Below are 23,636 nucleotides of genomic sequence, written 5' to 3'. Positions count from 1 at the left end.
TACTAGCCTACGGCCCCTTCCATCTGCAGTTCGATCAGCCGGTTCAGCTCGAGCGCGTACTCCATGGGCAGCTCGCGGGCGATCGGCTCGATGAAGCCGCGCACGATCATGGCCATGGCCTCGTCCTCGGGGAGCCCGCGGGACATGAGGTAGAACAGCTGCTCCTCGCTGACGCGCGACACGGTGGCCTCGTGGCCCATGGTGACGTCGTCCTCGCGGATGTCCACGTACGGGTACGTGTCCGAGCGCGAGATGGTGTCGACCAGCAGCGCGTCGCAGCGCACCGTGTTCGCGGAGTGCTTGGCGCCGTCGCGCACCTGGACCAGCCCGCGGTAGGCGGCTCGCCCACCGCCGCGTGCCACGGACTTGGAGATGATCGAGGACTTGGTGTTCGGCGCGATGTGCACCATCTTCGATCCGGTGTCCTGGTGCTGTCCCTCGCCGGCGAAGGCGATCGAGAGCGTCTCGCCCTTGGCGTGCTCGCCGACCAGGTACACGGCCGGGTACTTCATGGTGACCTTCGAGCCGATGTTGCCGTCGATCCACTCCATGGTGGCGCCCTCGTGCGCGATGGCGCGCTTGGTCACCAGGTTGTACACGTTGTTCGACCAGTTCTGGATGGTGGTGTAGCGGACGCGGGCGCCCTTCTTGACCACGATCTCGACGACGGCCGAGTGCAGGGAGTCCGACGTGTAGATCGGGGCGGTGCAGCCCTCGATGTAGTGCACGTAGGAGTCCTCGTCGGCGATGATGAGCGTGCGCTCGAACTGGCCCATGTTCTCGGTGTTGATCCGGAAGTAGGCCTGCAGCGGAATCTCGACGTGGACGCCCTTCGGAACGTACACGAACGAGCCGCCGGACCACACCGCGGTGTTGAGCGAGGCGAACTTGTTGTCGCCCACGGGGATGATCGTGCCGAAGTACTCCTTGAAGATCTCCGGGTGCTCGCGCAGTGCGGTGTCGGTGTCGAGGAAGATGACGCCCTGGCGCTCGAGGTCCTCACGGAGCTGGTGGTACACCACCTCGGACTCGTACTGGGCGGCGACGCCGGACACGAGGCGGGCACGCTCGGCCTCGGGGATGCCGAGCTTCTCGTACGTGTTCCGGATGTCCTCGGGGAGGTCCTCCCACGTGTTCGCCTGCTTCTCCGTGGAGCGCACGAAGTACTTGATGTTGTCGAAGTCGATGCCGGAGAGGTCCGCGCCCCAGGCCGGCATGGGCTTGCGGTCGAAGTACTTGAGGCCCTTGAGGCGGAGATCGAGCATCCACTCGGGCTCGTTCTTCTTGGCGGAGATGTCGCGGACGACCTCCTCGCTCAGGCCACGGCGCGCATTGTCGCTGGCCTCGTTCTTGTCGGCCCAGCCGTACTGGTAGGTGCCGATGCCCTCGAGCTCCGGGTTCTTCTCCAGGATGTCGGTGATCACCGACTCCGGCACTGCCGACGCGACTGGCTTGCGGTCTACTTGATCCGTCATCATGGCCTTCCTTGCTGATGGATGGATAGCGTTGCTGGGGTGCCGGGGGTCGCTGCTGCCGGATCATCCGGTGTCGCGGCGGGCCCGGAGGCGTCAGGGGTGCCCGGTGGGGGCACCGCCGTCGTCCGTCCCAGGGGTATATGGGTGGTGCAGACGTGGCCGCCGGCGGCGAGCGTCGACAGGCGGCGCACGTCGACGCCGAGCAGGCGGGCGAACACGCCCGTCTCCTGCTCGCAGAAGGCGGGGAAGGCGGAGGCGAGGCCCTGGATGGGGCAGTGCCCCTGGCAGAGCTGGACGCTGAGCATCACCGGACGGGCGCGCGGGACGCTCCGGGCGCCGCGTCCCTGCGGCAGGCCCACGGCCTTGGTGGAGCCGACGAAGCCGTCCGTGGTCAGCGCGGCGGCCAGGGCCCGCGCGCGTGCCTCCAGGTCAGGCCCCGCAGCCTCGACGATGGGGCGGTAGCGCTCCTCCATGCCGGCGAACCGCGTGCGGGCGAACTCCTCGATGGCCGCCGGTCCGGCCGCTGCACCCAGCTGGGCGAGGGCGGCCGTAGCGATGTCGAGGTAGTCGTTGCCCATCTTGGCCTGGCCGCGCTGACTGAGGACGTAGCGGCGGGCGGGACGGCCGGCGCCGGTCGCCGAGGCGCGGGAGCGCTTGACCTCGATCAGCCCGTCCTGCGACAGGGCGTCGAGGTGGCGGCGCATGGCAGCCGGGGTGAAGCCGAGGCCGTCACCGAGCTCCGCCGCACTGACGGGGCCACGTTCGAGGACGGCGGACAGGACGCGGTCGCGGGTGCGCTCGTCGGGGTCCGGCGAGACGATCTGCGCCGTCCGGTCGGCGGGGGCGTCGGCAGGAGCCTGGGCGTCAGCGCGGGATGTTGCGGTCACGGTCCACTCCTCACTGTCGGCACACATTAGACAACACAAGCATGACCTAATGTATTCCGCGCCACCAGTTAGGCCAGGCTACCCATCGGCAGCCCCGGCTCGATTACTACCTGACGTAGAATAAGGGCGTGCCGACACCTCCCCCAGCCCTCGAGATCGACGGCCTCATCAAGGACTTCGGTCCCGTCGGCGCCCTCGACGGGCGGATGGTGCGCGTGCTCGAGGGCGTGAGCCTGAGCGCGTCCCGCGGCGCCGTCACGGTCCTCCTCGGAGCGAACGGAGCGGGCAAGACGACGACGCTCGAATGCGCCCAGGGACTCCAGCGCGCCGACGGCGGTACGGTGCGTCTCCTCGGCGAGGACCCGTACCGCGCGTCGCCGCACCTGCGTGCGAGAGTGGGGGTGATGCTCCAGGACGGCGGCCTCCCGCCGTCCGTGCGCCCCATGGCCCTCCTGCGGCACGTCGCCTCCATGTACAGCTCGCCGCTGCCGGTCGATGCCCTCGCCGAGCGCCTCGGGCTCGACGAGTTCGGGAGCGTGTCCATCCGCAGGCTCTCCGGCGGGCAGAAGCAGCGTCTGGCCCTCGCGTGCGCCCTCGTGGGGCGGCCCGAGGTCGTGTTCCTCGACGAGCCGAGCGCGGGCCTCGACCCGCAGTCCCGCACCATCGTGTTCGAGCTGATCCGCGAGCTGCGCGCCGACGGCCTCGCCGTCATCCTGACCACGCACCTGCTCGACGACGCCCAGCGGCTCGCGGACTACGTCTACATCCTCGAGGGGGGCCGGACCGTCGCCGAGGGCACCGTCGCCGCCCTGACCGCGGACAAGGACGCCGACGGCATGCGGGAGCTGCGGTTCGAGACGGTGCCCGGTCTCACGCTGCCGCCGGATCTCCTCCCCCACCTGCACCAGCGCGAGGACGAGCCGGGACAGTACGTCCTCCGGGGCGCCCTCACGGCCGCCGACGTCGCGCACCTCGCCCGCTGGTGGGACGCCTGCGGCGTCATGCCCACGGCGATCTCCATGGCACCGCGTTCCCTCGAGGACGTCTTCCTCGACATCTCCGGAAGGAGCATCCGATGAGCGCGGCATCCTCCCCCGCCCCCGGCACGGCGGCACCCCTCGTGGCGCGCGTGCTGCGGCACGGCGGCTACGAGGCACTGGCCATGCTCCGCAACGGCGAGCAGCTCGTCCTGGCGATCGTCCTGCCGCTCCTGGCGCTGACAGCCCTGGTGATCACGCCGCTGCTGGACGCGTACGGGCCCAGCCGCATCGACGTGGCCGCGCCCGGCGTCCTGGCCCTCTGCACCATGTCCACCGCCTTCACGGGGCAGGGCATCGCCACGGGCTTCGACCGCCGCTACGGCGTCCTCCGGTTCCTGTCGACCACCCCGCTCGGCCGATCCGGGCTCATTCTCGGCAAGGCCGTCGCCGTCGCCGCCGTCCTCGCCGTCCAGCTGGTGGTCATCGGCGGTGCCGCGCTGCTCATGGGCTGGTCGCCGCGGGCCGAGGGACTGCTCCCGGCCGTCCTGCTGCTGCTCGTCGGGTCCGCAGCCTTCACGGCCCTCGGCCTGCTCGTGGCCGGGACCCTGCGCCCCGAGGCCACGCTCGCCGTCACCAACCTCGTGTGGATCCTGCTCGCCGCGGCGGGCGGGGTCATCATCCCGGCGGCGAGTTTGCCCGCCGCCGCCGAACCGTTCGTCGCCGTCCTCCCGTCCGCCGCACTGGGCGACGGACTGCGGAGCGCCCTCGCGGACGGCATCCTCGATCCCATCGCGTGCCTGGTGCTCCTCGCCTGGGCCGCCCTCGCCGGCCTCGCGGCCATCCGCTGGTTCAAATGGAGCTGACCGAATGACCATCCCCGTCCTGTCCCGCGTCCGCGGGGCCCTCCCCCGCGACACCACGCCGCTCGTGCGCAGACTGGCCGTCGCGTCCCTCGTCTCGCAGATCGCCATCGTGGTCACGGGCGGCGCGGTGCGCCTGACGGCGTCGGGTCTCGGCTGCCCCGAGTGGCCGCGCTGCACGCCCGACTCGATCATCACCACCCCCGAGATGGGCTTCCACGGCGTCGTCGAGTTCGGCAACCGGCTCCTGACCTTCGTCCTGGTGATCATCGCCCTCGCGATGATCGTCGCGGTCCTCGGCCTGCGGCGGGAACGCAAGGATCTCTTCCGGCTGTCCATCGGGCTCTTCCTCGGCATCCCGGCGCAGGCCGTGATCGGTGGCATCACGGTCTGGACGGACCTCAACCCCTGGGTCGTGGGCCTGCACTTCGTCGTGTCCATGATCCTCGTCGCCCTCGCGACGGTACTGGTCGACCGTGCGCGGCTGACCACGGAGCAGTACCGGAGTCGGCGCGCACCGGCCGCTTCGCCCCTCCTGCGCCAGCTGCTCGTCACCGCGACGGTGCTGACCTCCGTCGCCATACTCCTCGGCGTGGTGGTGACGGGGTCCGGTCCCCACGCCGGCGACCACGGCGCAGCCCGGAACGGGCTCGACGCCCTTCTCGTGACCCGCCTGCACGCCCTCCCGGTGTACCTGCTCGTCGCCACCGTGGCGCTCGCCGTCGTCGTCGCGTACCGCAGCGGCGTCCACGGGACGCTGCGCAGGGCGCTCACGTTGCTGGCCGTCGTCGTCGTGGTCCAGGGCGCCATCGGGTACACGCAGCACTTCCTGCACCTGCCCATCGCCCTCGTGGCCCTGCACATGCTGGGGGCGTCGCTGCTCATGGCGGCCGCGGTCCACGCGCTCTACGTCGGGACGACGACGAAACCGCTGCCGGGCGCGACGGTCCGTGCCGGAGTGCGGGAGTCCGTGGCGTAGGAGCCGGGAACGACGGCGAGGTCCCCTGTCGGTCCTGCCTCAGTCGTCGTCGAACTCCGCCTGGAGCACGTCGAGCAGGCGACCGAGTTCGCGCAGCTCGGACCCGGGGCTCGGCAGCAGGGGCGGGCGGGGGTCTCCTGCGGCGATGCCGCACGCACGCGCCAGCAGGTGCAGCCCGCTGATCTTCCGCAGTCCCGCCACATGGTCGACCAGCGGTTCGAGGACATGCCGCACGCGGTCGATCGCGTGCCGGTCGCCGGCGACGACGGCGGCGCGGAGGCGGGCGTAGTACGCGGGAAGGAGCGCCGCGGGGCCGCTGTGCCACGCATCGGCCGCGACCTCCCCGGTCATCATGAGGAGGTCGCCGCTCACGCCGTGGCTGAAGCCCTCGGGGACGAGTGGGGCGAGCCGTGCATGCCGCGCGTTGAATGTCGCGGCGTCGGCGGCAGTGTCCTTGAACGCGACGACCTGCGGTAGCGCGGACAGTTCGGCGACCACCTGCAGCGAGTAGTCGAACTGCGTGGTGCCCGGGTTGTTGTACAGGCAGATCGGCAGGTCGGTGGCCGAGCAGATGGCGTGCACCTGTGCCACGACCTCGTCGTCGGTCAGCGGGACGTACGAGACGGGCGAGAGGACGAGGCCGTCCGCACCGGCCGCCTGCGCGTCGGCGGCGGCGTCGAGCACCTCACGCGTCCCCACGGAACTGATGCCGACGGCCACCGGCACCCGTCCGTCCACGGCCTCGATGGCCGTCCGGGCCACGAGGGAGCGTTCCGCGCGGTCGAGGTAGGCGAAGCTTCCGGAGGACCCGAGCACCGTGACGGCGTCGACCGCCGTCGTGGCGAGGTGGCCCACGAGGCCACGGAGATCGTCCCGGCCCACGGAACCATCGGCGGCGAACGGGGTGACGGGGTAGGCGATGAGGCCGGTGAAGTCCATGGCAGCAAGCCTAAGCGGATGGACAGGTACCGCCGTGCCGGGATCAGGCGAGGACGGCCGATCCGACGAAGGGGTCGATCGCGAGGGCCAGGAACAGCACCGTCAGGTAGCTGATGGAGCCGTGGAAGACCTTCATCGCGGCCTTGCTGCTCAATTCGCCCTGCTGCGCCAGCGAGTACAGGCGGTGGGACTCGCGGATGAACCAGGCGCCGCCGACGAGCGCAGCCACGGAGTAGACCCACCCGGCGCCGGCGGGGATCAGCAGGAGCGAGCAGGCCACCATGGCCCATGCGTACAGGACCACCTGCACGGACACCACGCGCGCGCCGGCAATCGCACCGAGCATCGGGACGCTCGCTGCACGGTAGTCGTCGCCGTACTTCATGGACAGCGGCCAGTAATGCGGCGGCGTCCACAGGAAGATGATGAGGAACAGCACGACGGCGGGCCACTCGATCGAGTTGGTGACCGCCGCCCAGGCGATGAGCACGGGCATGCAGCCGGCGGCCCCGCCCCAGACGATGTTCTGCGACGTGCGGCGCTTGAGCACCAGGGTGTAGACCACGACGTACAGGAAGATCGCGGCGACCCCGAGCATCCCGGCCAGCGGGTTGGCGCCGAACCAGAGGACGGCGATCGCCACGACGCCGAGGATCCACGAGAAGGCGAGAGCCTCGCGCGGTGTCACCTCGCCCGTGACGAGCGGGCGGTTCTCCGTGCGGTGCATGAGCTTGTCGATGTCACGGTCGATATAGCAGTTGAACGCGCCCGCGCTACCGGCCGCGAGTGCACCGCCGACCATGGTGGCGAGGATCAGTCCGAGGGGCGGGAAGCCGCCCTGCGCGAAGATCATCGTGGGAAGGGTGGTCACCAGGAGAAGCTCGATCACGCGGGGCTTCGTCAGCGCGAGGTAGGCCTTCGCCTTGCGCCCGAAACCCTGACGGGCCTGCGGGGAACGTGCCGGAGCAGGAGCCTGCTGGGTCTTCACGAGGCAACACTTTCGATTCTTCCGGAGTAAAAGACAACGCCATCATACCCTTTTACGCCGTGTAGAAATCGGCGCCGGATCACGGCAGCGCGGCCCTTGCGAACCGCGGGGACGGTCGCTCGACCGTGCCCGTCCCGGTCTGCGCCGCCCGCGGACGGGGCACGGGACGCCCGCGCCCACGGTCCGACAGGACGAGCGGTCCCCGCCGGGCACCGGCGGACGGCGTACCGGGCCGCAGCAGTGCAACCCCGGAATGTGAGGAAGGACATTCTTCGCCTCCCACGGTGCAACGCTGTCCGGAAGGGATAGTGTGGATTCGAAAGCCCGCTGTGGAAGCGCCTCCGGACCATGATGTCCGAATTCAGTGCTGTCCCCGGTCGGAGCCTAACTTCGCAGGATTCAACGGTGAACGGCCAGCCCGACGGCGTGCCCCGAGGTACGCCGTCGCCAGCTAGGGTGCCGTTCCGGACAGAGAGGGGCCCGGAAACGTGCCACAGACGCAAGAGCAGGAACTGACCTGGACCGAACTGGACCAGAAGGCGGTCGACACCGTGCGCATCCTCGCGGCGGATGCCGTGGAGAAGGTGGGGAACGGACACCCGGGCACGGCGATGAGTCTCGCACCGGCCGCCTACCTCCTCTTTCAGAAGCTGATGCGGCACGACCCCTCGGACCCCGAGTGGACCGGACGCGACCGCTTCGTCCTCTCCCCCGGCCACACCTCGCTGACCCTCTACATCCAGCTCTTCCTGTCCGGCTACGGCCTGGAGCTCGACGATCTCAAGGCCCTGCGCACCTGGGGCTCGCTCACCCCTGGACACCCCGAGTACCGCCACACGAAGGGTGTGGAGATCACCACCGGCCCCCTGGGCCAGGGACTCGCGACGTCCGTCGGCTTCGCCTACGGCCAGCGCCGCCAGCGCGGCATGTTCGACGCCGACGCCCCGGCCGGCACCAGCCCTTTCGACCACACCATCTGGGTCATCGCCTCGGACGGCGACCTGCAGGAGGGCGTCACCTCCGAGGCCTCGTCCCTCGCGGGCCACCAGCAGCTCGGTAACCTCGTGGTGCTCTACGACGAGAACCACATCTCCATCGAGGACGACACCGACATCTCCTTCACCGAGGACGTGCTGAAGCGCTACGAGGCGTACGGCTGGCACACGCAGCGCGTCGACTGGACGAAGACCGGCGAGTACGTCGAGGACGTCGCCGAGCTGTACACGGCACTGCTGGCCGCGAAGAACGAGACCTCCCGCCCGAGCATCGTCTCGCTGCGCACCATCATCGGCTACCCCGCACCGAACAAGCAGAACACCGGCAAGATCCACGGCTCGGCGCTCGGCACGGACGAGGTCGCAGCACTGAAGGAAGCCCTGGGCTTCGACCCTGCGCAGCACTTCGACGTCGACCCGCAGGTCCTCGAGCATGCGCGCGGTGTGGTGCAGCGCGGCGCCGAGGAGCACAGCGCCTGGCAGGAGGGCTTCGACGCCTGGAAGGCGGGCCACGCCGAGGAGGCAGCCCTGCTCGAGCGGATCCAGGCACGCACCCTCCCCGAGGGCTGGGAGTCCAGCCTCCCCAGCTTCGAGGCCGGCAAGGACGTGTCCACCCGGGCGGCGTCCGGCAAGGTCCTCACGGCGATCGGCCCCGTGCTCCCCGAACTGTGGGGCGGCAGCGCCGACCTGGCCGAGTCGAACAACACGACCATCGAGGGATCCCCGTCCTTCATCCCGGAGAGCCGGCAGACGAAGTCCTGGTCCGGCAACCAGTACGGGCGGGTGCTGCACTTCGGCATCCGCGAGCACGCTGCCGCCGCCATCGTCAACGGCATCGTGATGCACAGCAGCACGCGCGCGTTCTCGGGCACCTTCCTCATCTTCAGCGACTACCAGCGTCCCGCCGTCCGCCTCGGCGCCCTGATGGGCGTGCCGGCGATCTACGTGTGGACGCACGATTCCATCGGCCTGGGCGAGGACGGCCCCACGCACCAGCCCGTCGAGCAGCTCTCCTCGCTGCGGACCATCCCCGGACTGGACGTGGTCCGGCCCGGTGACGCGAACGAGGTGGCGATCGCCTGGCGCACCATCCTCGAGAACACCGAGAACCCCGCGGGCATCGTCCTCACGCGCCAGAACATCCCCACCTACGAGCGGGGCGACGGCGCCGCGACGGGTGACACGTTCGGTTCGGCCGAGGGCGTCGCCAAGGGCGGGTACGTGCTCGCCGAGGCGAAGAGCGGCACCCCCGATGTCATCCTCATCGGCACGGGCTCCGAGGTGCAGCTCGCCGTCGAGGCCCGCGAGCAGCTCGAGTCACAGGGCATCTCGGCGCGCGTCGTCTCCATGCCGTGCCTCGAGTGGTTCAACGCCCAGGACGCCGCCTACCGCGACAGCGTCCTTCCGCGCACCATCCGCGCCCGCGTCTCGGTCGAGGCAGGCGTCTCGCAGAGCTGGCACGGGATCGTCGGCGACGCCGGCCGGAGCGTCTCGCTCGAGCACTTCGGCGCCTCCGCCGACTACAAGACGCTCTACCGCGAGTTCGGCATCACGGCCGACGCCGTCGTGGCTGCAGCGAAGGACTCGCTCGAGGCCGTTGCCGCCGACCCCCTGGCACCCAACGGAACGGCCGCGATGCCCTCCGGCCACCAGGCCACGGAGACCGGCGACCAGCAGTAGCCCGCACCGCTCCCGGGCCCCCGGCCCGGGAGCGGCCCTCCACCTCTTCTCGATCCGACCGATCCGTTCACGACACATCTCCGCGGAAGCGGATAAGGAGCACATCATGACCGCATCACCCACAGCCGACCTCTCGGCCGCCGGAGTATCCATCTGGCTCGACGACCTCTCCCGGGAACGCATCAACTCGGGCGCCTTCAAGCACCTCATCGAGGACCTGAACGTCGTCGGCGTCACGACCAACCCGAGCATCTTCGCCGCGGCACTGAAGAACGGCGAGTCCTACGCCTCCCAGGTCGGGGCGCTGGCGGAGGCGGGCGCCGACGTCGACCAGGCGGTCTTCGACATCACCACGCACGACGTCGCCCAGGCCTGCGACCTGTTCGCTGCCGAAGCCAAGCGCACCAACGGCGCCGACGGCCGTATCTCCATCGAGGTGGACCCCCGCCTCGCCCGTGACACCCAGGGCACCATCGCCGAGGCCAAGCGCCTGCACGCCAAGGTGCAGCGCACCAACGTGCTCATCAAGATCCCCGCCACGGTCGAGGGACTCGAGGCCATCACCGAGACGATCGCCGCGGGCATCAGCGTCAACGTCACCCTGATCTTCTCCCTCGAGCGCTACCGGGCCGTCATCAACGCGTTCATGCTCGGCATCGAGCAGGCGAAGGAGAACGGGCACGACCTGACGAAGATCACCTCCGTCGCCTCCTTCTTCGTCTCCCGCGTCGACGCCGAGATCGACGGGCGGCTGGACACGATCGGCACCGAGGACGCGTCCGCGCTCAAGGGCAAGGCCGGGCTCGCCAACGCGCGCCTCGCCTACCAGATCTTCGAGGAGCAGTTCGCCTCGGAGCGCTGGCAGGTCCTGGCGGCGGCGGGCGCGAACGCCCAGCGCCCCCTGTGGGCGTCGACGGGAGTCAAGGACCCCGACCTTCCCGACACGCTCTACGTCGCGGGCCTCGTGGCCCCGAACGTCGTGAACACCATGCCGGAGAAGACGCTCCTCGCGACAGCCGACCACGGCGTCATCGAGGGCGACACGGTCACCGGCACCTACGACGAGTCCAACGAGGTCCTGAACCGGCTCGACGCCCTGGGCATCTCTTACGACGAGGTGGTCGACCAGCTCGAGACCGAGGGCCTCGACAAGTTCGTCGCCAGCTGGTCGGAGCTCCTCGAGACCGTCCAGGCCGCCCTCGACGCCGCGAAGGGCTGATACCCATGGGATCGTTCGCCATCACAGCATCAGGAGACGCGCTCGCCGCCGTCGAGTCGGCCGTCCCCGCGCTCGTGCACGACCGCGTGGCCTCCCGCCTCATGGCGAAGGACCCCAGCCTGTGGGGTACCGACGCCGAGTCGGAGGCCTCGATCCGGCTCGGCTGGATCGACCTCTTCGAGGGCTCCCGCGCCCTCGTACCGGACATCGCCGGCCTGCGGGCCGATCTCCACGCAGAAGGCGTGGACCGGATCGTCCTCTGCGGCATGGGCGGCTCGTCGCTCGCCCCCGAGGTCATCACGAAGGAGGCCGGCGTCGAGCTCGTCGTGCTCGATTCCACCGACCCGGAGCAGGTCCGCGCGGCCCTCGAGGAGGACCTGCAGCGCACCGCCATCGTGGTCTCCTCGAAGTCCGGATCCACGGTGGAGACGGACTCCCAGCGGCGGTTGTTCGAGCAGGCATTCACCGACGCCGGCATCGACGCCGCCTCCCGGATCGTGATCGTGACCGATCCGGGCTCCCCGCTCGACGAGGCGTCACGCAAGGCCGGTTACCGCAAGGTGTTCAATGCGAACCCCGAGGTCGGCGGCCGCTACTCCGCGCTCACGGCCTTCGGCCTCGTGCCCTCGGGACTCGCGGGAGCGGACATCGCGGCGCTCCTCGACGACGCCGAGGACGCCGCCGAGTTCCTCGGTGACGACGTCGACGACAACGTCGGCCTGCAGCTCGGCGCCGTCCTCGGCGGGACAGCTCCGCTGCGCGACAAGATCGTCTTCGCCGACGCCGGGTCCGGCCTCCCGGGCTTCGCGGACTGGGCCGAACAGCTCATCGCGGAGTCCACCGGGAAGCTCGGTACCGGCCTGCTGCCGGTCGTCGCCTCCAGCGGCGCCCCCGAACTCGCCGCCGTGGCCGACGACGTCCTGCCCGTGCTGCTGGCACCGTTCGACGAGGCCCCCAGCGACGAGATGACAGGCGGGACCCGGGTCACGGTCAGCGGCACGCTGGGCAGCCAGCTGTTCGTCTGGGAGTACGCCGTCGCCGTGGCCGGCCGGCTGCTGGGCATCAACCCCTTCGACCAGCCCGACGTCGAGGCCGCGAAGAAGGCCGCCCGCGGCCTGCTCGACGCCCGGCCGGAGCCGGCTCCGGCCGCGTTCGTCGACGGCGCCGTGGAGGTGCGCGGCGACGCGGGCGTGCTCGGCTCGTCCGCCACCGTCGCCGAAGCGCTGGAGGCCCTGCTGGCGGCCATCCCGGCCGACGGCTACCTCTCGGTGCAGGCGTACCTCGACCGCCACCGCCAGGCGGCCCTCGAGGAGATCCGCTCGCCGCTCGCGGCAGCCACCGACCGGCCGGTCACGTTCGGCTGGGGGCCGCGGTTCCTGCACTCCACGGGCCAGTACCACAAGGGCGGCTCCCCGATCGGGGCGTACCTCCAGCTCACCGGGGCCAGCAGCACCGACCTCGCGATCCCGGGCCTGCCCTTCACCTTCGGTGAGCTGATCTCGGCGCAGGCCGCCGGGGACGCCCAGGTCCTCGCCGACCACGGCCGCCCCGTACTCCGCCTCCACCTCACGGACCGGGCGGCCGGCGTCGAGCAGCTGCGCGGTGTCATCGCCTCCCTCACCGCCTCCGGGCGGTCGGCGCACGGGATCGGCTGAGCCGTGGCCGACAGCACCGGGGCGCGCAACGCCAATCCCCTGAGGGATCCGCGGGACCGGCGCCTGAGCCGCATCGCCGGGCCCTCCTCCCTCGTCCTGTTCGGGGTGACGGGCGACCTCGCCCGGAAGAAGCTCATGCCCGCCATCTACGACCTCGCGAACCGGGGGCTCCTGCCGCCGAGCTTCGGCCTCGTCGGCTTCGGCCGCCGCGACTGGAGCGACGCCGAGTTCGTGGAGCAGGTCCGGGAATCCGTGACCCAGTACGCGCGGACGCCGTTCAACGAGACCGTCTGGGAGCAGCTCTCGGCGGGCATCCGCTTCGTCACGGGCAACTTCGACGACGACGACGCCTTCAAGCAGCTGAAGGAGAGCCTCGACGGACTGGACCAGAGCAGGGGCACGCGCGGCAACGCCGCGTTCTACCTCTCGATCCCGCCGAAGGCCTTCGAGGCGGTGTGCCAGAAGCTCTCCGAGCACGGCCTCGCGCAGCCAGACGACGGCCAGTGGCGCCGCGTGGTGATCGAGAAGCCCTTCGGGCACGACCTCGAGTCCGCACGCGAGCTCAACACGATCGTCGAGGAGGTCTTCCCTGCCGACGCCGTGTTCAGGATCGACCACTACCTGGGCAAGGAGACCGTCCAGAACATCCTGGCCCTGCGCTTCGCGAACCAGCTCTTCGAGCCCCTGTGGAACGCGAACTACGTGGACCACGTCCAGATCACCATGGCGGAGGACATCGGGATCGGCAGCAGGGCCGGGTACTACGACGGCGTGGGCGCCGCCCGCGACGTCATCCAGAACCACCTGCTGCAGCTCCTCGCCCTCACGGCCATGGAGGAGCCCATCTCGTTCGACGCCGACCACCTGCGCACCGAGAAGGAGAAGGTCCTCGCGGCCGTCACCCTGCCCGACGACCTCTCGGGGCGCTCGGCGCGCGGACGTTACGAGGCCGGCTGGCAGGGCGGTGAGCGGGTGAACGGCTTCCTCGACGAGGAGGGCATCCCCGACGACTCGACGACGGAGAGCTTCGCCGCGCTCCGGCTCGACATCAACACGCGACGCTGGGCCGGCGTGCCGTTCTACCTGCGGGCGGGCAAGCGCCTGGGTCGGCGCGTCACGGAGATCGCCGTCGTCTTCAAGCGCGCCCCCAACCTGCTGTTCCACTCGCACGACGACGAGGACTTCGGCCAGAACGCCGTCGTGATCCGCGTTCAGCCCGACGAGGGCGTGACCATCCGGTTCGGCTCCAAGGTGCCGGGCACCCAGGCCGAGGTCCGCGACGTCACGATGGACTTCGGCTACGGCCACTCCTTCACCGAGTCCAGCCCCGAGGCCTACGAGCGGCTCATCCTCGACGTGCTCCTCGGGGAGCCGCCGCTCTTCCCCCGGCAGCAGGAGGTGGAGCTGTCCTGGAAGATCCTCGACCCGTTCGAGGAACACTGGGCGTCCCTCGCCGGCCAACCCGAACCCTACGTGCCCGGCAGCTGGGGGCCCGCCTCGGCGGACGCCCTGCTCGCCGCCGACGGACGCACCTGGAGGCGACCTTGATAGTGGACCTGCCCGACACCACCACCTCGAGGGTGTCGAAGGAACTCATGGCCATGCGCGACCGCGGCGGCGTCGTCGCGCTCGGACGTGTGCTGACGCTGGTTGTCATCACCCGGTCCGGCTACGAGGAGGCGGCGATCGACGCCGCGAACGAAGCGAGCCGGGAACACCCGTGCCGCATCATCGTCCTGGCCGAGGGATCGGCGGACGAGCAGACGCGGCTCGACGCCCAGATCCGCGTGGGCGGCGACGCCGGCGCGTCCGAGGTCGTGGTCCTCCGCGGCTACGGTGACCTCTCCGACGAGAACGAGTCGCTCGTCTCCGCCCTCCTCCTCCCGGACGCCCCGATCGTGGCCTGGTGGCCGCACGGCGTGCCCGAAGCGGCGTCGCAGACCTCGATCGGAGGCATCGCGCACCGCAGGATCACCGATTCCGCCAACGAGGCGGATCCGACGGCGGCACTGTTCAACCTCAGCAGCACGTACGCGGCCGGCGACACGGATCTCGCCTGGACGCGCCTGACCAACTGGCGCATCCAGCTCGCCGCTGTCCTCGACCAGCTCGAGGGGAGTCAGCCCATCACGGCCATCACGGTCGAGGGTGCGTCCGACTCCCCCAGCACGGTGCTGCTCGCGGCATGGCTGACGAAGGCCCTCGACGCCCCGGTCAGCATCGTGTCCGGGCAGGTCGGGACGGGCCTGAAGCGGGTCCGCCTGACGCGGAGCGGAGGCGACATCGAGCTGCAGCGTCCCGACAAGAACGTCGCCGAGCTCCACCAGCCGAACCAGCCCGTCCAGCACATCTCGCTGCCCCGCCGGAGCCTGCGGGACTGCCTCGCGGAGGAGCTGCGGCGCCTCGACCCGGACGAGGTCTTCGGAGAAGTGATCACGGAGGGCCTGGCCCGGACCAACCTAAGGAGTGTGCGCACGAGTGAGCGCTGAACCGAAAGTCAGCATCCATCCTTCCCAGGCCTCGCTCGCGGCGGCGGTGGCGGCACGGCTGATCACGCGCCTCGTCGACGTGCAGAGCGACCGGGGTACGGCAACCATCGTCCTCACGGGCGGTTCGATCGGCACGGCCGCCCTGCAGGCCGTCGTCGAGTCACCCGCTCACACCGCCGTGGACTGGGCCAACGTGCACTTCTGGTGGGGTGACGAGCGGTTCCTGCGCGCCGAGGACCCCGACCGCAACGCCGTCCAGGCGCGTGCGGCGCTGCTCGACCGGATCGCAGTCGACCCGGTGAAGATCCACGAGTTCGGGTCCAAGGACGAGTTCCCCGACGAGGACGCCGCCGCCGCGGACTACGCGGAGCAGCTGGCGGCCGCGGCGCGGGCCGAGCTCGACGCGGACCCGGAGGCGGCCCAGGCCGATGCCCGGCTCCCCCGCTTCGACGTGCTCCTCCTCGGTGTGGGCCCGGACGCGCACGTCGCATCGCTGTTCCCGGAGCTGTCGGGCATCCGTACCAAGGGAGCGACGACGGTGGGCGTGCCGGACGCGCCGAAGCCGCCACCGCAGCGCATCTCCCTGACCCTCGAGGCGATCAACACGGCGCAGGAGGTGTGGCTCTCGGTCAGCGGCAGCGACAAGGCCGGCGCCGTGGGCCTCGCCCTCGCCGGTGCCGGCCACGTCCAGGTCCCTGCCGCCGGGGCCCGCGGCGTGAAGAAGACCCTGTGGCTGATCGACCAGGACGCCGCCCAGAAGCTGCCCGGCCGACTCCTCGACCACGACGACGAGCCCGCCGGCTGACAGCCGATCCCTGCGCGGGCCGGACGGTCAGGACGCACGAAGCCCCCGTTCCCTGCAGGGAACGGGGGCTTCGTCGAATCGGGGGTGCCGGGTGTCTACGCTTCGCCGGCGAACCGCTGGATCAGGCCGAGGGCCACGATCACGACTCCCCAGGCGAGCCCGAGGGCCACCGTGAACCGGTTGAGGTTCCGTTCGGCCACACCCGAGGACCCCATGCTCGAGGTCATGCCGCCACCGAACATGTCCGACATGCCGCCGCCGCGTCCCTTGTGGAGCAGGATCAGCAGGGTCAGCAGGAGGCTGGTGATCCCGAGCAGGACGAGCAGGATGATACGAAGGATTTCCACGGGGCCCTTTCAAGGCTGAGTAGCCGCTGTCTGACGCGGCCGGCGCACGGAACTAGTCTGTCACCAGATGCTGTTCGAACCTGACAATACTAGCAAACTCGGACACGTCGAGACTCGCACCGCCGACGAGGACGCCGTCCACGTCGCGCTCCCTGAGGATGCTCGCGGCGCTGGCCGCCTTGACCGAGCCACCGTAGAGGAGACGGGTCTTCCCGGCGGTGGCGGCATCGAACAGCGAGCCGAGCTCCGCGCGGATGGCGGCGCACATCTCCTGCGCGTCACCGGGGCCGGCGACCTCGCCGGTACCGATGGCCCACACGGGTTCGTACGCGATGACCAGCGACGCCGCCTGCTCGTTCGTGAGCCCGGCGACGCCGGCCCGCACCTGCTGGAGGGTGTGCTCGACGTGCGCCCCGGCCTGCCGGACCTCGAGGCCCTCGCCGACGCAGAGGACCGGCACAAGGCCGTGCCGGTAGGCGGCGTGCACCTTGCGGTTCAGCAGCTCGTCCGACTCGGCGTGCAGGGTGCGGCGCTCGGAGTGGCCCACGAGCACGTAGGTGCAGTCGAGCTTCGCGAGGAACTGGCCGGAGATGTCGCCGGTGTACGCGCCGGAGTCCTCGGGCGAGAGGTCCTGCCCGCCGAAGACGAGCTGCAGGTCGTCGCCCTTCACGAGCGTCTGGACGCCCCGGAGGTCGGTGAACGGCGGGAAGACGGACACCTCGACCCGCGAGAAGTCGTGGCCCGCGTCGTCGAGGGTCCAGGCGAGCTTCTGCAGGAAGGTGATGCCCTGCATGTGGTCCAGGTTCATCTTCCAGTTGCCCGCGATGAGCGGCCGGCGATCATAGGCGCCGTTGGTCGAGGTGGTCATCGTCGTACTCCATCTGTTCGTGTCATGGACGCGGGATCCGCGGGTCCGAGGCCCCGCGGATCCCGCCGTTCCGGCGCGCCCGTGTCGGGCGGCTGGTCGGGACGGCCCGGCACCGTCTGCCGGCCGTCCCGCTAGTCGCGGGCCAGGGCGGTCAGTCCGGGCAGTTCCTTGCCCTCGAGGTACTCGAGGCTCGCGCCGCCGCCCGTCGAGATGTGCCCGAACCGGTCGTCGGCGAAGCCCAGCCCGCGCACCGCGGCCGCGGAGTCACCGCCGCCCACCACGGTCAGGGCGCCGCCGGCCTGCGCGTCGGTGAGTGCCTGGGCGACGGCACGCGTCCCGCCGGCGAAGGCGTCGAACTCGAAGACGCCCATGGGGCCGTTCCAGAACACGGTCTTCGCCTCGGCGATGTTCGCCGCGAAGTCCTCGCCCGTCGCGGGTCCGATGTCGAGCCCGATCCCCGTGGCGCCGTAGGTGCCGGACTCGATGGTGTCGGCGGCGACCACGCTGTGGCCGGCGTCGGCGGCGAACTTCTCCGCGACCACGATGTCCGTCGGCAGCACGAACTGCGTGCCGTCGCGCGGTCCGCGCTCGAGGTAGCCGCGGACCGTGTCGATCTGGTCCTCCTCGAGCAGGCTGGCGCCGACATGGTGCCCCTGGGCGGCCAGGAACGTGAACACCATGCCGCCGCCCACCAGGATCCGGTCGGCGGTGCCGATGAGGTTCTCGATGACGGCGAGCTTGTCGGACACCTTGGAGCCGCCGAGGACGACGACGAAGGGCCGCTGCGGGTCCTTCGTCAGCCGTTCGAGGACCACGAGTTCGTCCCGCACGAGGTCGCCCTGGTAGGCGGGCAGCAGCGCGGCGATGTCGTACACGCTCGCGTGCCGGCGGTGCACCGCGCCGAAGGCGTCGTCGACGTAGGCGCCGTCGGCGCCCGCCAGGTCGGCCAGCTCGCGGGCGAACGCCGAGCGCTCGGCGTCGTCCTTGCTCGTCTCCCTCGCGTCGAAGCGCACATTCTCGACGACGAGCACCTCGCCGTCGGCGAGGGCGGCCGCCGCAGCGCGCGCACCGTCGCCGGTGGTGTCGGGGGCGAGGGTGACCGGGAAGTCGGCCAGCTCGCGGAGCACGTCGACGGCGGGCTTCAGCGAGTACTTCTCCTCGGGCGCGCCCTTGGGCCGCCCCAGGTGGGCGAGGACGATGACGGCGGCGCCGGCCTCGCTCAGTTTCCGCAGGACGGGCAGCGAGGCACGCACGCGGCCGTCGTCGGTCACCGTCAGGGACGGGACCTCGCCCTCGAGGGGCACGTTGAGGTCGGAGCGCACGATGACGCGGCGGCCCCGGACCCCTTCGGCCAGGAGATCGTCGAGCGTTGCGTAAGCCATGGGCGGACCGGCCTAGGAGAGCTTGGCGGCGACGATTTCCGTCAGGTCCACCAGGCGGTTCGAGTAGCCCCACTCGTTGTCGTACCAGCCGACCACCTTGACCTGGTTGCCGAGGACCTTGGTGAGGCCGGAGTCGAAGATGCACGACGACGGGTCCGTCACGATGTCCGAGGAGACGATGGGGGCGTCGGTGTAGGACAGGTAGCCCTTCAGGGAGCCGTCGGCCGCGGCGGCCCGGTAGGCGGCGTTGACCTCGTCGACCGTGACCTCGCGGCTCACGGTGACGGTGAGGTCGGTCGCGGAACCGGTGGGGACGGGCACGCGGATGGCGTAGCCGTCGAGCTTGCCCTTGAGCTCGGGCAGCACGAGCCCGATGGCCTTGGCCGCACCCGTGGAGGTGGGGACCATGTTGATGGCTGCTGCGCGCGCGCGGCGGAGGTCCTTGTGGGGGCCGTCCTGCAGATTCTGGTCGGCGGTGTAGGCGTGGACCGTGGTCATCAGGCCGCGCTCGATACCGAAGGAGTCGTGCAGCACCTTGGCGAGGGGGCCGAGGCAGTTGGTGGTGCAGGAGGCGTTGGAGATGATGTGGTGGTTCTCGGGGTCGTAGTCGCCGTCGTTGACGCCGAGCACCACGGTGAGGTCCTCGTCGGAGGCGGGGGCGGAGATCAGGACCTTCTTCGCGCCGGCGTCGATGTGCTTCTGCGCGTCAGCGGCCTTCGTGAAGAAACCGGTGGACTCGATGACGATGTCGACGCCGAGGTCGGCCCAGGGCAGGTTCGCGGGGTCACGCTCGGCGAGCACGCGGACGCGCTTGCCGTCGACCACCAGGTCACCGCCGTCGACCTCCACGGAGGCCTTCAGACGTCCGGTGACGGAGTCGTACTTCAGCAGGTGGGCGAGTGCCTCGGGGCTCGTGAGGTCGTTGACGGCAACGATCTCGAGGTCCGTGCCCTGCTCGAGAGCGGCGCGGAAGTAGTTGCGGCCGATGCGGCCGAAGCCGTTGATGCCAACACGAGTAGTCACTGGTTTCCATCTCCTTCATAGGTGGTGCCGCCTGCTTGACCCTTCTCGGGCGAGTCCGGCGACGTATACATCTGGTACCGGGCACACCTTCGTGCCGAAATTCTTCGGGTCCTGCGGGCTCCTCGCGGAGCGGTTCTTCGGGTCCTGCGGCGGGGCCGGGGGCCCCCCGGCTCCCACCTTACTCAGCACGGCGTGTCGCACGCATCCGGGACGCCGGCCGGCCGACGCCGGCCGGCCGACGCCGACCGGCCGACGCCGGTTGCCGCGGACGGGCGGCCGTGATGCCGGCCGTGCCCGTCCGCGGACTGTCAGGCGCCGGGCGTGATGAGGACGGAGGCGCCGGTGCGTGCTGCCTGGAACCTGGTCTGGACGTCCGCCCAGTTGACGAGGTTCCACCAGGCCTTGACGTAGTCCGGCTTCACGTTGACGTAGTCCAGGTAGAAGGCGTGCTCCCACATGTCCAGCATGAGCAGCGGGATGGTGCCCACCGGCACGTTGCCCTGCTGGTCGTAGAGCTGCTCGATGACGATGTTCCTGCCCAGCGGCTCGTACGCGAGGACGGCCCAGCCCGACCCCTGCAGCGAGGTGGCGGCGGCGGTGAAGTGAGCACGGAAGGCGTCGAAGGACCCGAAGGCGTCGTCGAGGGCCGCGGCGAGCTCGCCGTCGGGCTTGTCGCCCCCTTCGGGGGACATGTTCTTCCAGAAGATGCTGTGGTTGATCACCCCGCCGACGTGGAAGGCGAGGTCCTTGGACAGCTTCGGGATGGTGCCGAACTCGCCCTTCGCGCGGGCTTCGGCGAGCTGTGCGAGGGCGTCGTTGGCGCCCTTGACGTAGGTGGCCTGATGCTTGGAGTGGTGGAGCTCCATGATCCGGCCCGAGATGTGCGGCTCGAGGGCTGCATAGTCATAGTCAAGATCCGGCAGTACGTATTCGCTCACGTAGTCCTCCATGTAGTGATCTCAGATGCGATCTCAGGTGTGGTCCCAGATGCCCGCGCGGACCGTCGTCCCCGGGGTGCGGAGGGCAGGCGGCCCGATCGATCGGAAGCGGGCTTGCTGTTCCATCCTATGCACTTCTTCACTCGTCGAGCATGTCCGCGGTCACATTCGCGTCCGTCCCGGGGATCCCGATGTCCGAGGCCCGCTTGTCGGCCATCGCGAGGAGCCTGCGGATGCGCCCGGCGATGGCGTCCTTGGTCATGGGAGGGTCGGCGAGGCGCCCGAGTTCGTCGAGGCTCGCCTGCTTGTGGGCCACGCGCAGCTCCCCCGCGTAGCGCAGGTGCTCGGGCACGCTCTCGCCGAGGATCTCGAGGGCGCGCTCCACGCGCGCTCCGGCGGCGACGGCGGCCTGCGCGGAGCGGCGCAGGTTCGCGTCGTCGAAGTTGGCGAGGCGGTTGGCCGTGGCACGGACCTCCTTGCGCATGCGGCGCTCCTCCCACACCATGAGCGCGTCGTGGGCTCCCATGCGCGTGAGGAGTGCCGCGATGGTGTCACCGTCGCGGATGACCACCCGGTCGATGCCACGGACCTCCCGCGCCTTCGCGGAGATGTCGAGGCGGCGTGCGGCGCCGACGAGGGCGAGGGCGGATTCGGGGCCGGGGCAGGTGACCTCGAGCGAGGAGGACCGGCCCGGTTCGGTGAGCGAGCCGTGCGCCAGGAACGCACCGCGCCAGACGGCTTCGGCGTCCGCCGTCGAGCCGTTGACGACGGCGGAGGGCAGGCCCCGCACGGGGCGGCCGCGGCTGTCGAGGAGGCCCGTCTGGCGGGCCAGGGATTCGCCGTCGCGGACCACGCGGACCACGTACCGGTTGCCGCGCTTGAGTCCGCCGCCGCTGACCACGATGATCTCGCTGTTGTGGCCGTACACCTCGGCGATGGCCGCGCGAAGCCGGCGGGCGGTCGAGGCGAGGTCCACCTCGGCCTCGATGACGATCCTGCCCGAGATGATGTGGAGGCCGCCCGCGAACCTCAGGAGGGCGGACACCTCGGCCTTGCGGACCGAGGATTTCTTGACGTCGAGGTGCGAGAGCTCCTCTTTGACGTCGGCGGTCAGGGCCACAGATGCACTCCTAGTTCTCTCCGAACATGTCGTTGTAGGACGTCGCCAGCCGGAGCGGGTCGTGGACGGGCCTACCGGTCGAAGCTCCCACTGTACCGAAGACGGCGCGTCCGCCCATTCCCGCCACGACCTGCTCGAACTCGTCCCGGTCGGCGATCACGGACGGGTCCGCGAGCACGACGTCGACCGTGAGATCCGGTGCGTAGCGCGAGATCACGTGGAGGTGGTCCACGGCGCTCATGCCCTGGGTCTCCTTGGTGTCGTTGCTGAGGTTCATGGTGAGGCACCGCTTCGCGGACGTGCGGCACAGGGCGTCCCGCAGCTCCGGCAGCAGCAGGTGCGGCAGCACGGAGGTGTACCAGGAGCCCGGCCCGAGGATCACCCAGTCGGCCAGTTCGATGGCATCCAGGGCGTCCGTGCACGCCGGGGCGGCAGGCGGGAGGAGCCGGACATTGCTCACGTTGCCCGTCTCGGAGGCGACGGCGAGCTTCGCCTGGCCCGTCACCGTCGTGACGCGCAGGGTTCCCTGTACCTCGCTGAGGAGGTCCCCCTCGATGGTCAGCGGGACGCTGGCCATGGGCAGGACCCGCCCGCGTGCACCGAGGAGGGCGCCGGCCCACTGCAGGCCCGCCACCGGATCCCCCAGCAGCTCCCACAGTGTGACGATCAGCAGGTTGCCCATGGCGTGGTTGTCCAGCGGGCTCTCGACGCCGTGGCGCGCGGTGAAACGGTGCTGCATGACATCGCGCCACGTGCGGCCCCAGTCCGTGTCGTCGCACAGGGCGGCGAGGGCCATGCGCAGGTCCCCGGGCGGCAGCACCCCGAGTTCGTGGCGGAGGCGGCCGGAGGAGCCGCCGTCGTCGGCGACCGTGACCACCGCGGTCAGTTCCTGGGTCAGGAGCCGCAGGGCCGAGAGGGACGCCGAGAGTCCGTGGCCGCCGCCGAGGGCGACGACGGACGGCCCGGCGCCGGAGTCACCCTGCCGGCGCGCGGACGGCGGGACGAGGGGCAGCGGCCCGGAGAACGGTCCCACTACTCACGACCGAGGTCGCGGTGGTGCGCGGCGACCTGCACTCCCGGCAGCTGGGCCAGGCGCTGCGCGATCTCCTCCGTGACGGCCACCGAGCGGTGCTTGCCGCCCGTGCAGCCGACGGCGATGGTGGCGTAGTGCTTGTTCTCGCGGCGGTAGCCGTCGAGGACGGGGATCAGGGCGTTCACGTAGCGTTCGATGAAGTCTCCGGCGCCCTGCGCCCCGAGCACGTAGTCGCTGACCGGCGCGTCGAGCCCCGTCTGGGGACGGAGGGCCGGCACCCAGTGGGGGTTCGGGATGAAGCGGACGTCCGCCACGTAGTTGGCATCCGCGGGGAGGCCGTACTTGAACCCGAAGCTCATGACGTTGAGCCGCAGCACGATCGGCCCGGACTCGGAGAACAGCTCCGTGACCTTGGTGGCCAGGGCGTGCACGTTGAGGTCGGTCGTGTCGATGACGTCGTCCGAGGAGTGCTTCAGTTCCTTCAGCACCTCGCGTTCGGCGGCGATCCCGTCGAGGATGCGGCCGTCGCCCTGCAGCGGGTGCGGCCGGCGGCCCTGCTCGAAGCGCCGCACCAGCACGGCGTCGTCGGCGTCGAGGAACAGCACGCGGTACTTCACGCCGGCGGAGCGGAGGCCCGCGAGGGACGCCTGGATGTCGCGGAACAGCTCCTTGCCGCGCACGTCGACGACGACGGCCAGCTTGGGGATGGTCTCGGGCGTCCGCGCGACGAGCTCGGTCAGCGTGGTGAGCATCTGTGGCGGGAGGTTCTCCACCACGTACCACCCGTGGTCCTCGAGGGCGTTCGCGGCCGTGCTGCGGCCGGCCCCCGACATGCCGGTCACCACCAGCAGCTCGGATTCGGCGGGTTCGACCGGAGTCAGGCTCGTGGCCTCAGTCATCGTGGTGCATCCGTTCCGGCTCGACGGGGCATCCGGTCTCCCGGCCTGCCCTGGGGGTGGCGCGGCACCTGCGGC

General features: G+C 70.5%; 21 protein-coding genes. 9 read left to right on the top strand and 12 right to left on the bottom strand.

All coding sequences use genetic code 11. The annotated features are described in order from the left end of the window. Positions 1 to 2: 2 nt before the first annotated feature. A complete protein-coding gene (sufB, locus tag AC4D2C_RS05440) occupies positions 3 to 1,475 on the bottom strand; it encodes a Fe-S cluster assembly protein SufB (protein WP_307082645.1) in 1,473 nt (490 codons plus the stop codon). Further along, positions 1,475 to 2,389: a helix-turn-helix transcriptional regulator gene (locus AC4D2C_RS05435; RefSeq protein WP_490913240.1), complete on the bottom strand. Its 915-nt coding sequence runs from the start codon at positions 2,387 to 2,389 to the stop codon at positions 1,475 to 1,477. The genes sufB and AC4D2C_RS05435 overlap by 1 nt, the downstream gene beginning before the upstream one ends. A 101-nt stretch (positions 2,390 to 2,490) precedes the next feature. Here AC4D2C_RS05435 and AC4D2C_RS05430 point away from each other — a divergent pair, with 101 nt between their 5' ends. The 3 genes from AC4D2C_RS05430 to AC4D2C_RS05420 are packed head-to-tail and all read left to right on the top strand — an operon-like array spanning position 2,491 to position 5,181. Further along, positions 2,491 to 3,441, top strand: coding sequence for an ABC transporter ATP-binding protein (locus AC4D2C_RS05430; protein WP_490913238.1), 951 nt, complete (start codon positions 2,491 to 2,493; stop codon positions 3,439 to 3,441). Further along, a complete protein-coding gene (locus tag AC4D2C_RS05425; RefSeq protein ID WP_490906062.1) occupies positions 3,438 to 4,205 on the top strand; it encodes an ABC transporter permease in 768 nt (255 codons plus the stop codon). The genes AC4D2C_RS05430 and AC4D2C_RS05425 overlap by 4 nt, the downstream gene beginning before the upstream one ends. A 4-nt stretch (positions 4,206 to 4,209) precedes the next feature. Continuing rightward, complete coding sequence (locus AC4D2C_RS05420; protein ID WP_490913237.1) at positions 4,210 to 5,181, top strand: COX15/CtaA family protein; 972 nt, start codon at positions 4,210 to 4,212, stop codon at positions 5,179 to 5,181. A 39-nt stretch (positions 5,182 to 5,220) separates the two neighbouring features. On the opposite strand, the gene AC4D2C_RS05415 is transcribed toward AC4D2C_RS05420, so the two are convergent. Beyond that, positions 5,221 to 6,120, bottom strand: a complete 900-nt coding sequence (locus AC4D2C_RS05415) for a dihydrodipicolinate synthase family protein (RefSeq protein WP_490913236.1) — start codon at positions 6,118 to 6,120, stop codon at positions 5,221 to 5,223. Positions 6,121 to 6,163: 43 nt separating this feature from the next. Then, complete coding sequence (locus tag AC4D2C_RS05410; protein WP_490913235.1) at positions 6,164 to 7,108, bottom strand: heme o synthase; 945 nt, start codon at positions 7,106 to 7,108, stop codon at positions 6,164 to 6,166. A gap of 488 nt (positions 7,109 to 7,596) precedes the next feature. Here AC4D2C_RS05410 and tkt point away from each other — a divergent pair, with 488 nt between their 5' ends. The 6 genes from tkt (at position 7,597) to pgl (ending at position 15,951) form a co-directional block, all read left to right on the top strand. Next, on the top strand, positions 7,597 to 9,783 hold the full coding sequence (tkt, locus tag AC4D2C_RS05405) for a transketolase (RefSeq protein ID WP_490913234.1): 2,187 nt from the start codon (positions 7,597 to 7,599) through the stop codon (positions 9,781 to 9,783). Between the two features lie 106 nt (positions 9,784 to 9,889). Then, positions 9,890 to 11,002, top strand: coding sequence for a transaldolase (gene tal / locus AC4D2C_RS05400; protein WP_490913233.1), 1,113 nt, complete (start codon positions 9,890 to 9,892; stop codon positions 11,000 to 11,002). Positions 11,003 to 11,007: 5 nt separating this feature from the next. Further along, positions 11,008 to 12,657, top strand: a complete 1,650-nt coding sequence (locus AC4D2C_RS05395) for a phosphoglucose isomerase-related protein (RefSeq protein WP_490913232.1) — start codon at positions 11,008 to 11,010, stop codon at positions 12,655 to 12,657. 3 nt (positions 12,658 to 12,660) lie between these two features. Next, the gene (zwf, locus tag AC4D2C_RS05390) at positions 12,661 to 14,205 is read left to right on the top strand and encodes a glucose-6-phosphate dehydrogenase (protein WP_490913231.1); all 1,545 of its coding nucleotides are present in this window, start codon (positions 12,661 to 12,663) and stop codon (positions 14,203 to 14,205) included. Then, positions 14,202 to 15,146, top strand: a complete 945-nt coding sequence (locus tag AC4D2C_RS05385; RefSeq protein WP_490913230.1) for a glucose-6-phosphate dehydrogenase assembly protein OpcA — start codon at positions 14,202 to 14,204, stop codon at positions 15,144 to 15,146. The genes zwf and AC4D2C_RS05385 overlap by 4 nt, the downstream gene beginning before the upstream one ends. Further along, positions 15,136 to 15,951 carry a 6-phosphogluconolactonase gene (gene pgl, locus AC4D2C_RS05380; RefSeq protein ID WP_490913229.1) on the top strand — a complete coding sequence of 272 codons (816 nt, stop codon included), beginning with the start codon at positions 15,136 to 15,138 and terminating at the stop codon, positions 15,949 to 15,951. Before AC4D2C_RS05385 ends, pgl begins: the two co-directional genes overlap by 11 nt. 95 nt (positions 15,952 to 16,046) lie before the next feature. On the opposite strand, the gene secG is transcribed toward pgl, so the two are convergent. The 8 genes from secG to rapZ all read right to left on the bottom strand — a co-directional run bounded on the left by secG (position 16,047) and on the right by rapZ (position 23,561). Continuing rightward, positions 16,047 to 16,298, bottom strand: coding sequence for a preprotein translocase subunit SecG (gene secG / locus AC4D2C_RS05375; protein WP_104179598.1), 252 nt, complete (start codon positions 16,296 to 16,298; stop codon positions 16,047 to 16,049). Positions 16,299 to 16,350: 52 nt separating this feature from the next. Continuing rightward, complete coding sequence (tpiA, locus tag AC4D2C_RS05370; RefSeq protein ID WP_490913228.1) at positions 16,351 to 17,166, bottom strand: triose-phosphate isomerase; 816 nt, start codon at positions 17,164 to 17,166, stop codon at positions 16,351 to 16,353. Between the two features lie 131 nt (positions 17,167 to 17,297). Next, positions 17,298 to 18,548, bottom strand: coding sequence for a phosphoglycerate kinase (locus AC4D2C_RS05365; protein WP_490913227.1), 1,251 nt, complete (start codon positions 18,546 to 18,548; stop codon positions 17,298 to 17,300). A 12-nt stretch (positions 18,549 to 18,560) separates the two neighbouring features. Continuing rightward, complete coding sequence (gene gap, locus AC4D2C_RS05360; protein ID WP_490906074.1) at positions 18,561 to 19,571, bottom strand: type I glyceraldehyde-3-phosphate dehydrogenase; 1,011 nt, start codon at positions 19,569 to 19,571, stop codon at positions 18,561 to 18,563. Positions 19,572 to 19,879: 308 nt separating this feature from the next. After that, the gene (locus tag AC4D2C_RS05355; RefSeq protein ID WP_490906075.1) at positions 19,880 to 20,509 is read right to left on the bottom strand and encodes a superoxide dismutase; all 630 of its coding nucleotides are present in this window, start codon (positions 20,507 to 20,509) and stop codon (positions 19,880 to 19,882) included. 139 nt (positions 20,510 to 20,648) lie between these two features. Further along, complete coding sequence (gene whiA / locus AC4D2C_RS05350; protein WP_490906076.1) at positions 20,649 to 21,629, bottom strand: DNA-binding protein WhiA; 981 nt, start codon at positions 21,627 to 21,629, stop codon at positions 20,649 to 20,651. A gap of 10 nt (positions 21,630 to 21,639) precedes the next feature. Beyond that, on the bottom strand, positions 21,640 to 22,662 hold the full coding sequence (locus tag AC4D2C_RS05345) for a gluconeogenesis factor YvcK family protein (protein WP_490913226.1): 1,023 nt from the start codon (positions 22,660 to 22,662) through the stop codon (positions 21,640 to 21,642). Beyond that, positions 22,662 to 23,561, bottom strand: coding sequence for an RNase adapter RapZ (rapZ, locus tag AC4D2C_RS05340; protein WP_490906078.1), 900 nt, complete (start codon positions 23,559 to 23,561; stop codon positions 22,662 to 22,664). The genes AC4D2C_RS05345 and rapZ overlap by 1 nt, the downstream gene beginning before the upstream one ends. Positions 23,562 to 23,636: the final 75 nt, after the last annotated feature.

It is taken from the genome of Arthrobacter sp. TJ-240 (genome assembly GCF_058269195.1).
This window is presented reverse-complemented; position numbering and strand designations above follow the sequence as displayed.

Bases quoted from the DNA above. Each gene is read 5' to 3' on its own strand.
- sufB (WP_307082645.1), bottom strand. From the start codon at position 1,475: ATGACGGATCAAGTAGACCGCAAGCCAGTCGCGTCGGCAGTGCCGGAG.
- AC4D2C_RS05420 (WP_490913237.1), top strand. From the start codon at position 4,210: ATGACCATCCCCGTCCTGTCCCGCGTCCGCGGGGCCCTCCCCCGCGAC.
- tal (WP_490913233.1), top strand. From the start codon at position 9,890: ATGACCGCATCACCCACAGCCGACCTCTCGGCCGCCGGAGTATCCATC.
- AC4D2C_RS05425 (WP_490906062.1), top strand. From the start codon at position 3,438: ATGAGCGCGGCATCCTCCCCCGCCCCCGGCACGGCGGCACCCCTCGTG.
- rapZ (WP_490906078.1), bottom strand. From the start codon at position 23,561: ATGACTGAGGCCACGAGCCTGACTCCGGTCGAACCCGCCGAATCCGAG.
- AC4D2C_RS05415 (WP_490913236.1), bottom strand. From the start codon at position 6,120: ATGGACTTCACCGGCCTCATCGCCTACCCCGTCACCCCGTTCGCCGCC.
- AC4D2C_RS05435 (WP_490913240.1), bottom strand. From the start codon at position 2,389: ATGTGTGCCGACAGTGAGGAGTGGACCGTGACCGCAACATCCCGCGCT.
- AC4D2C_RS05395 (WP_490913232.1), top strand. From the start codon at position 11,008: ATGGGATCGTTCGCCATCACAGCATCAGGAGACGCGCTCGCCGCCGTC.
- tpiA (WP_490913228.1), bottom strand. From the start codon at position 17,166: ATGACCACCTCGACCAACGGCGCCTATGATCGCCGGCCGCTCATCGCG.
- AC4D2C_RS05365 (WP_490913227.1), bottom strand. From the start codon at position 18,548: ATGGCTTACGCAACGCTCGACGATCTCCTGGCCGAAGGGGTCCGGGGC.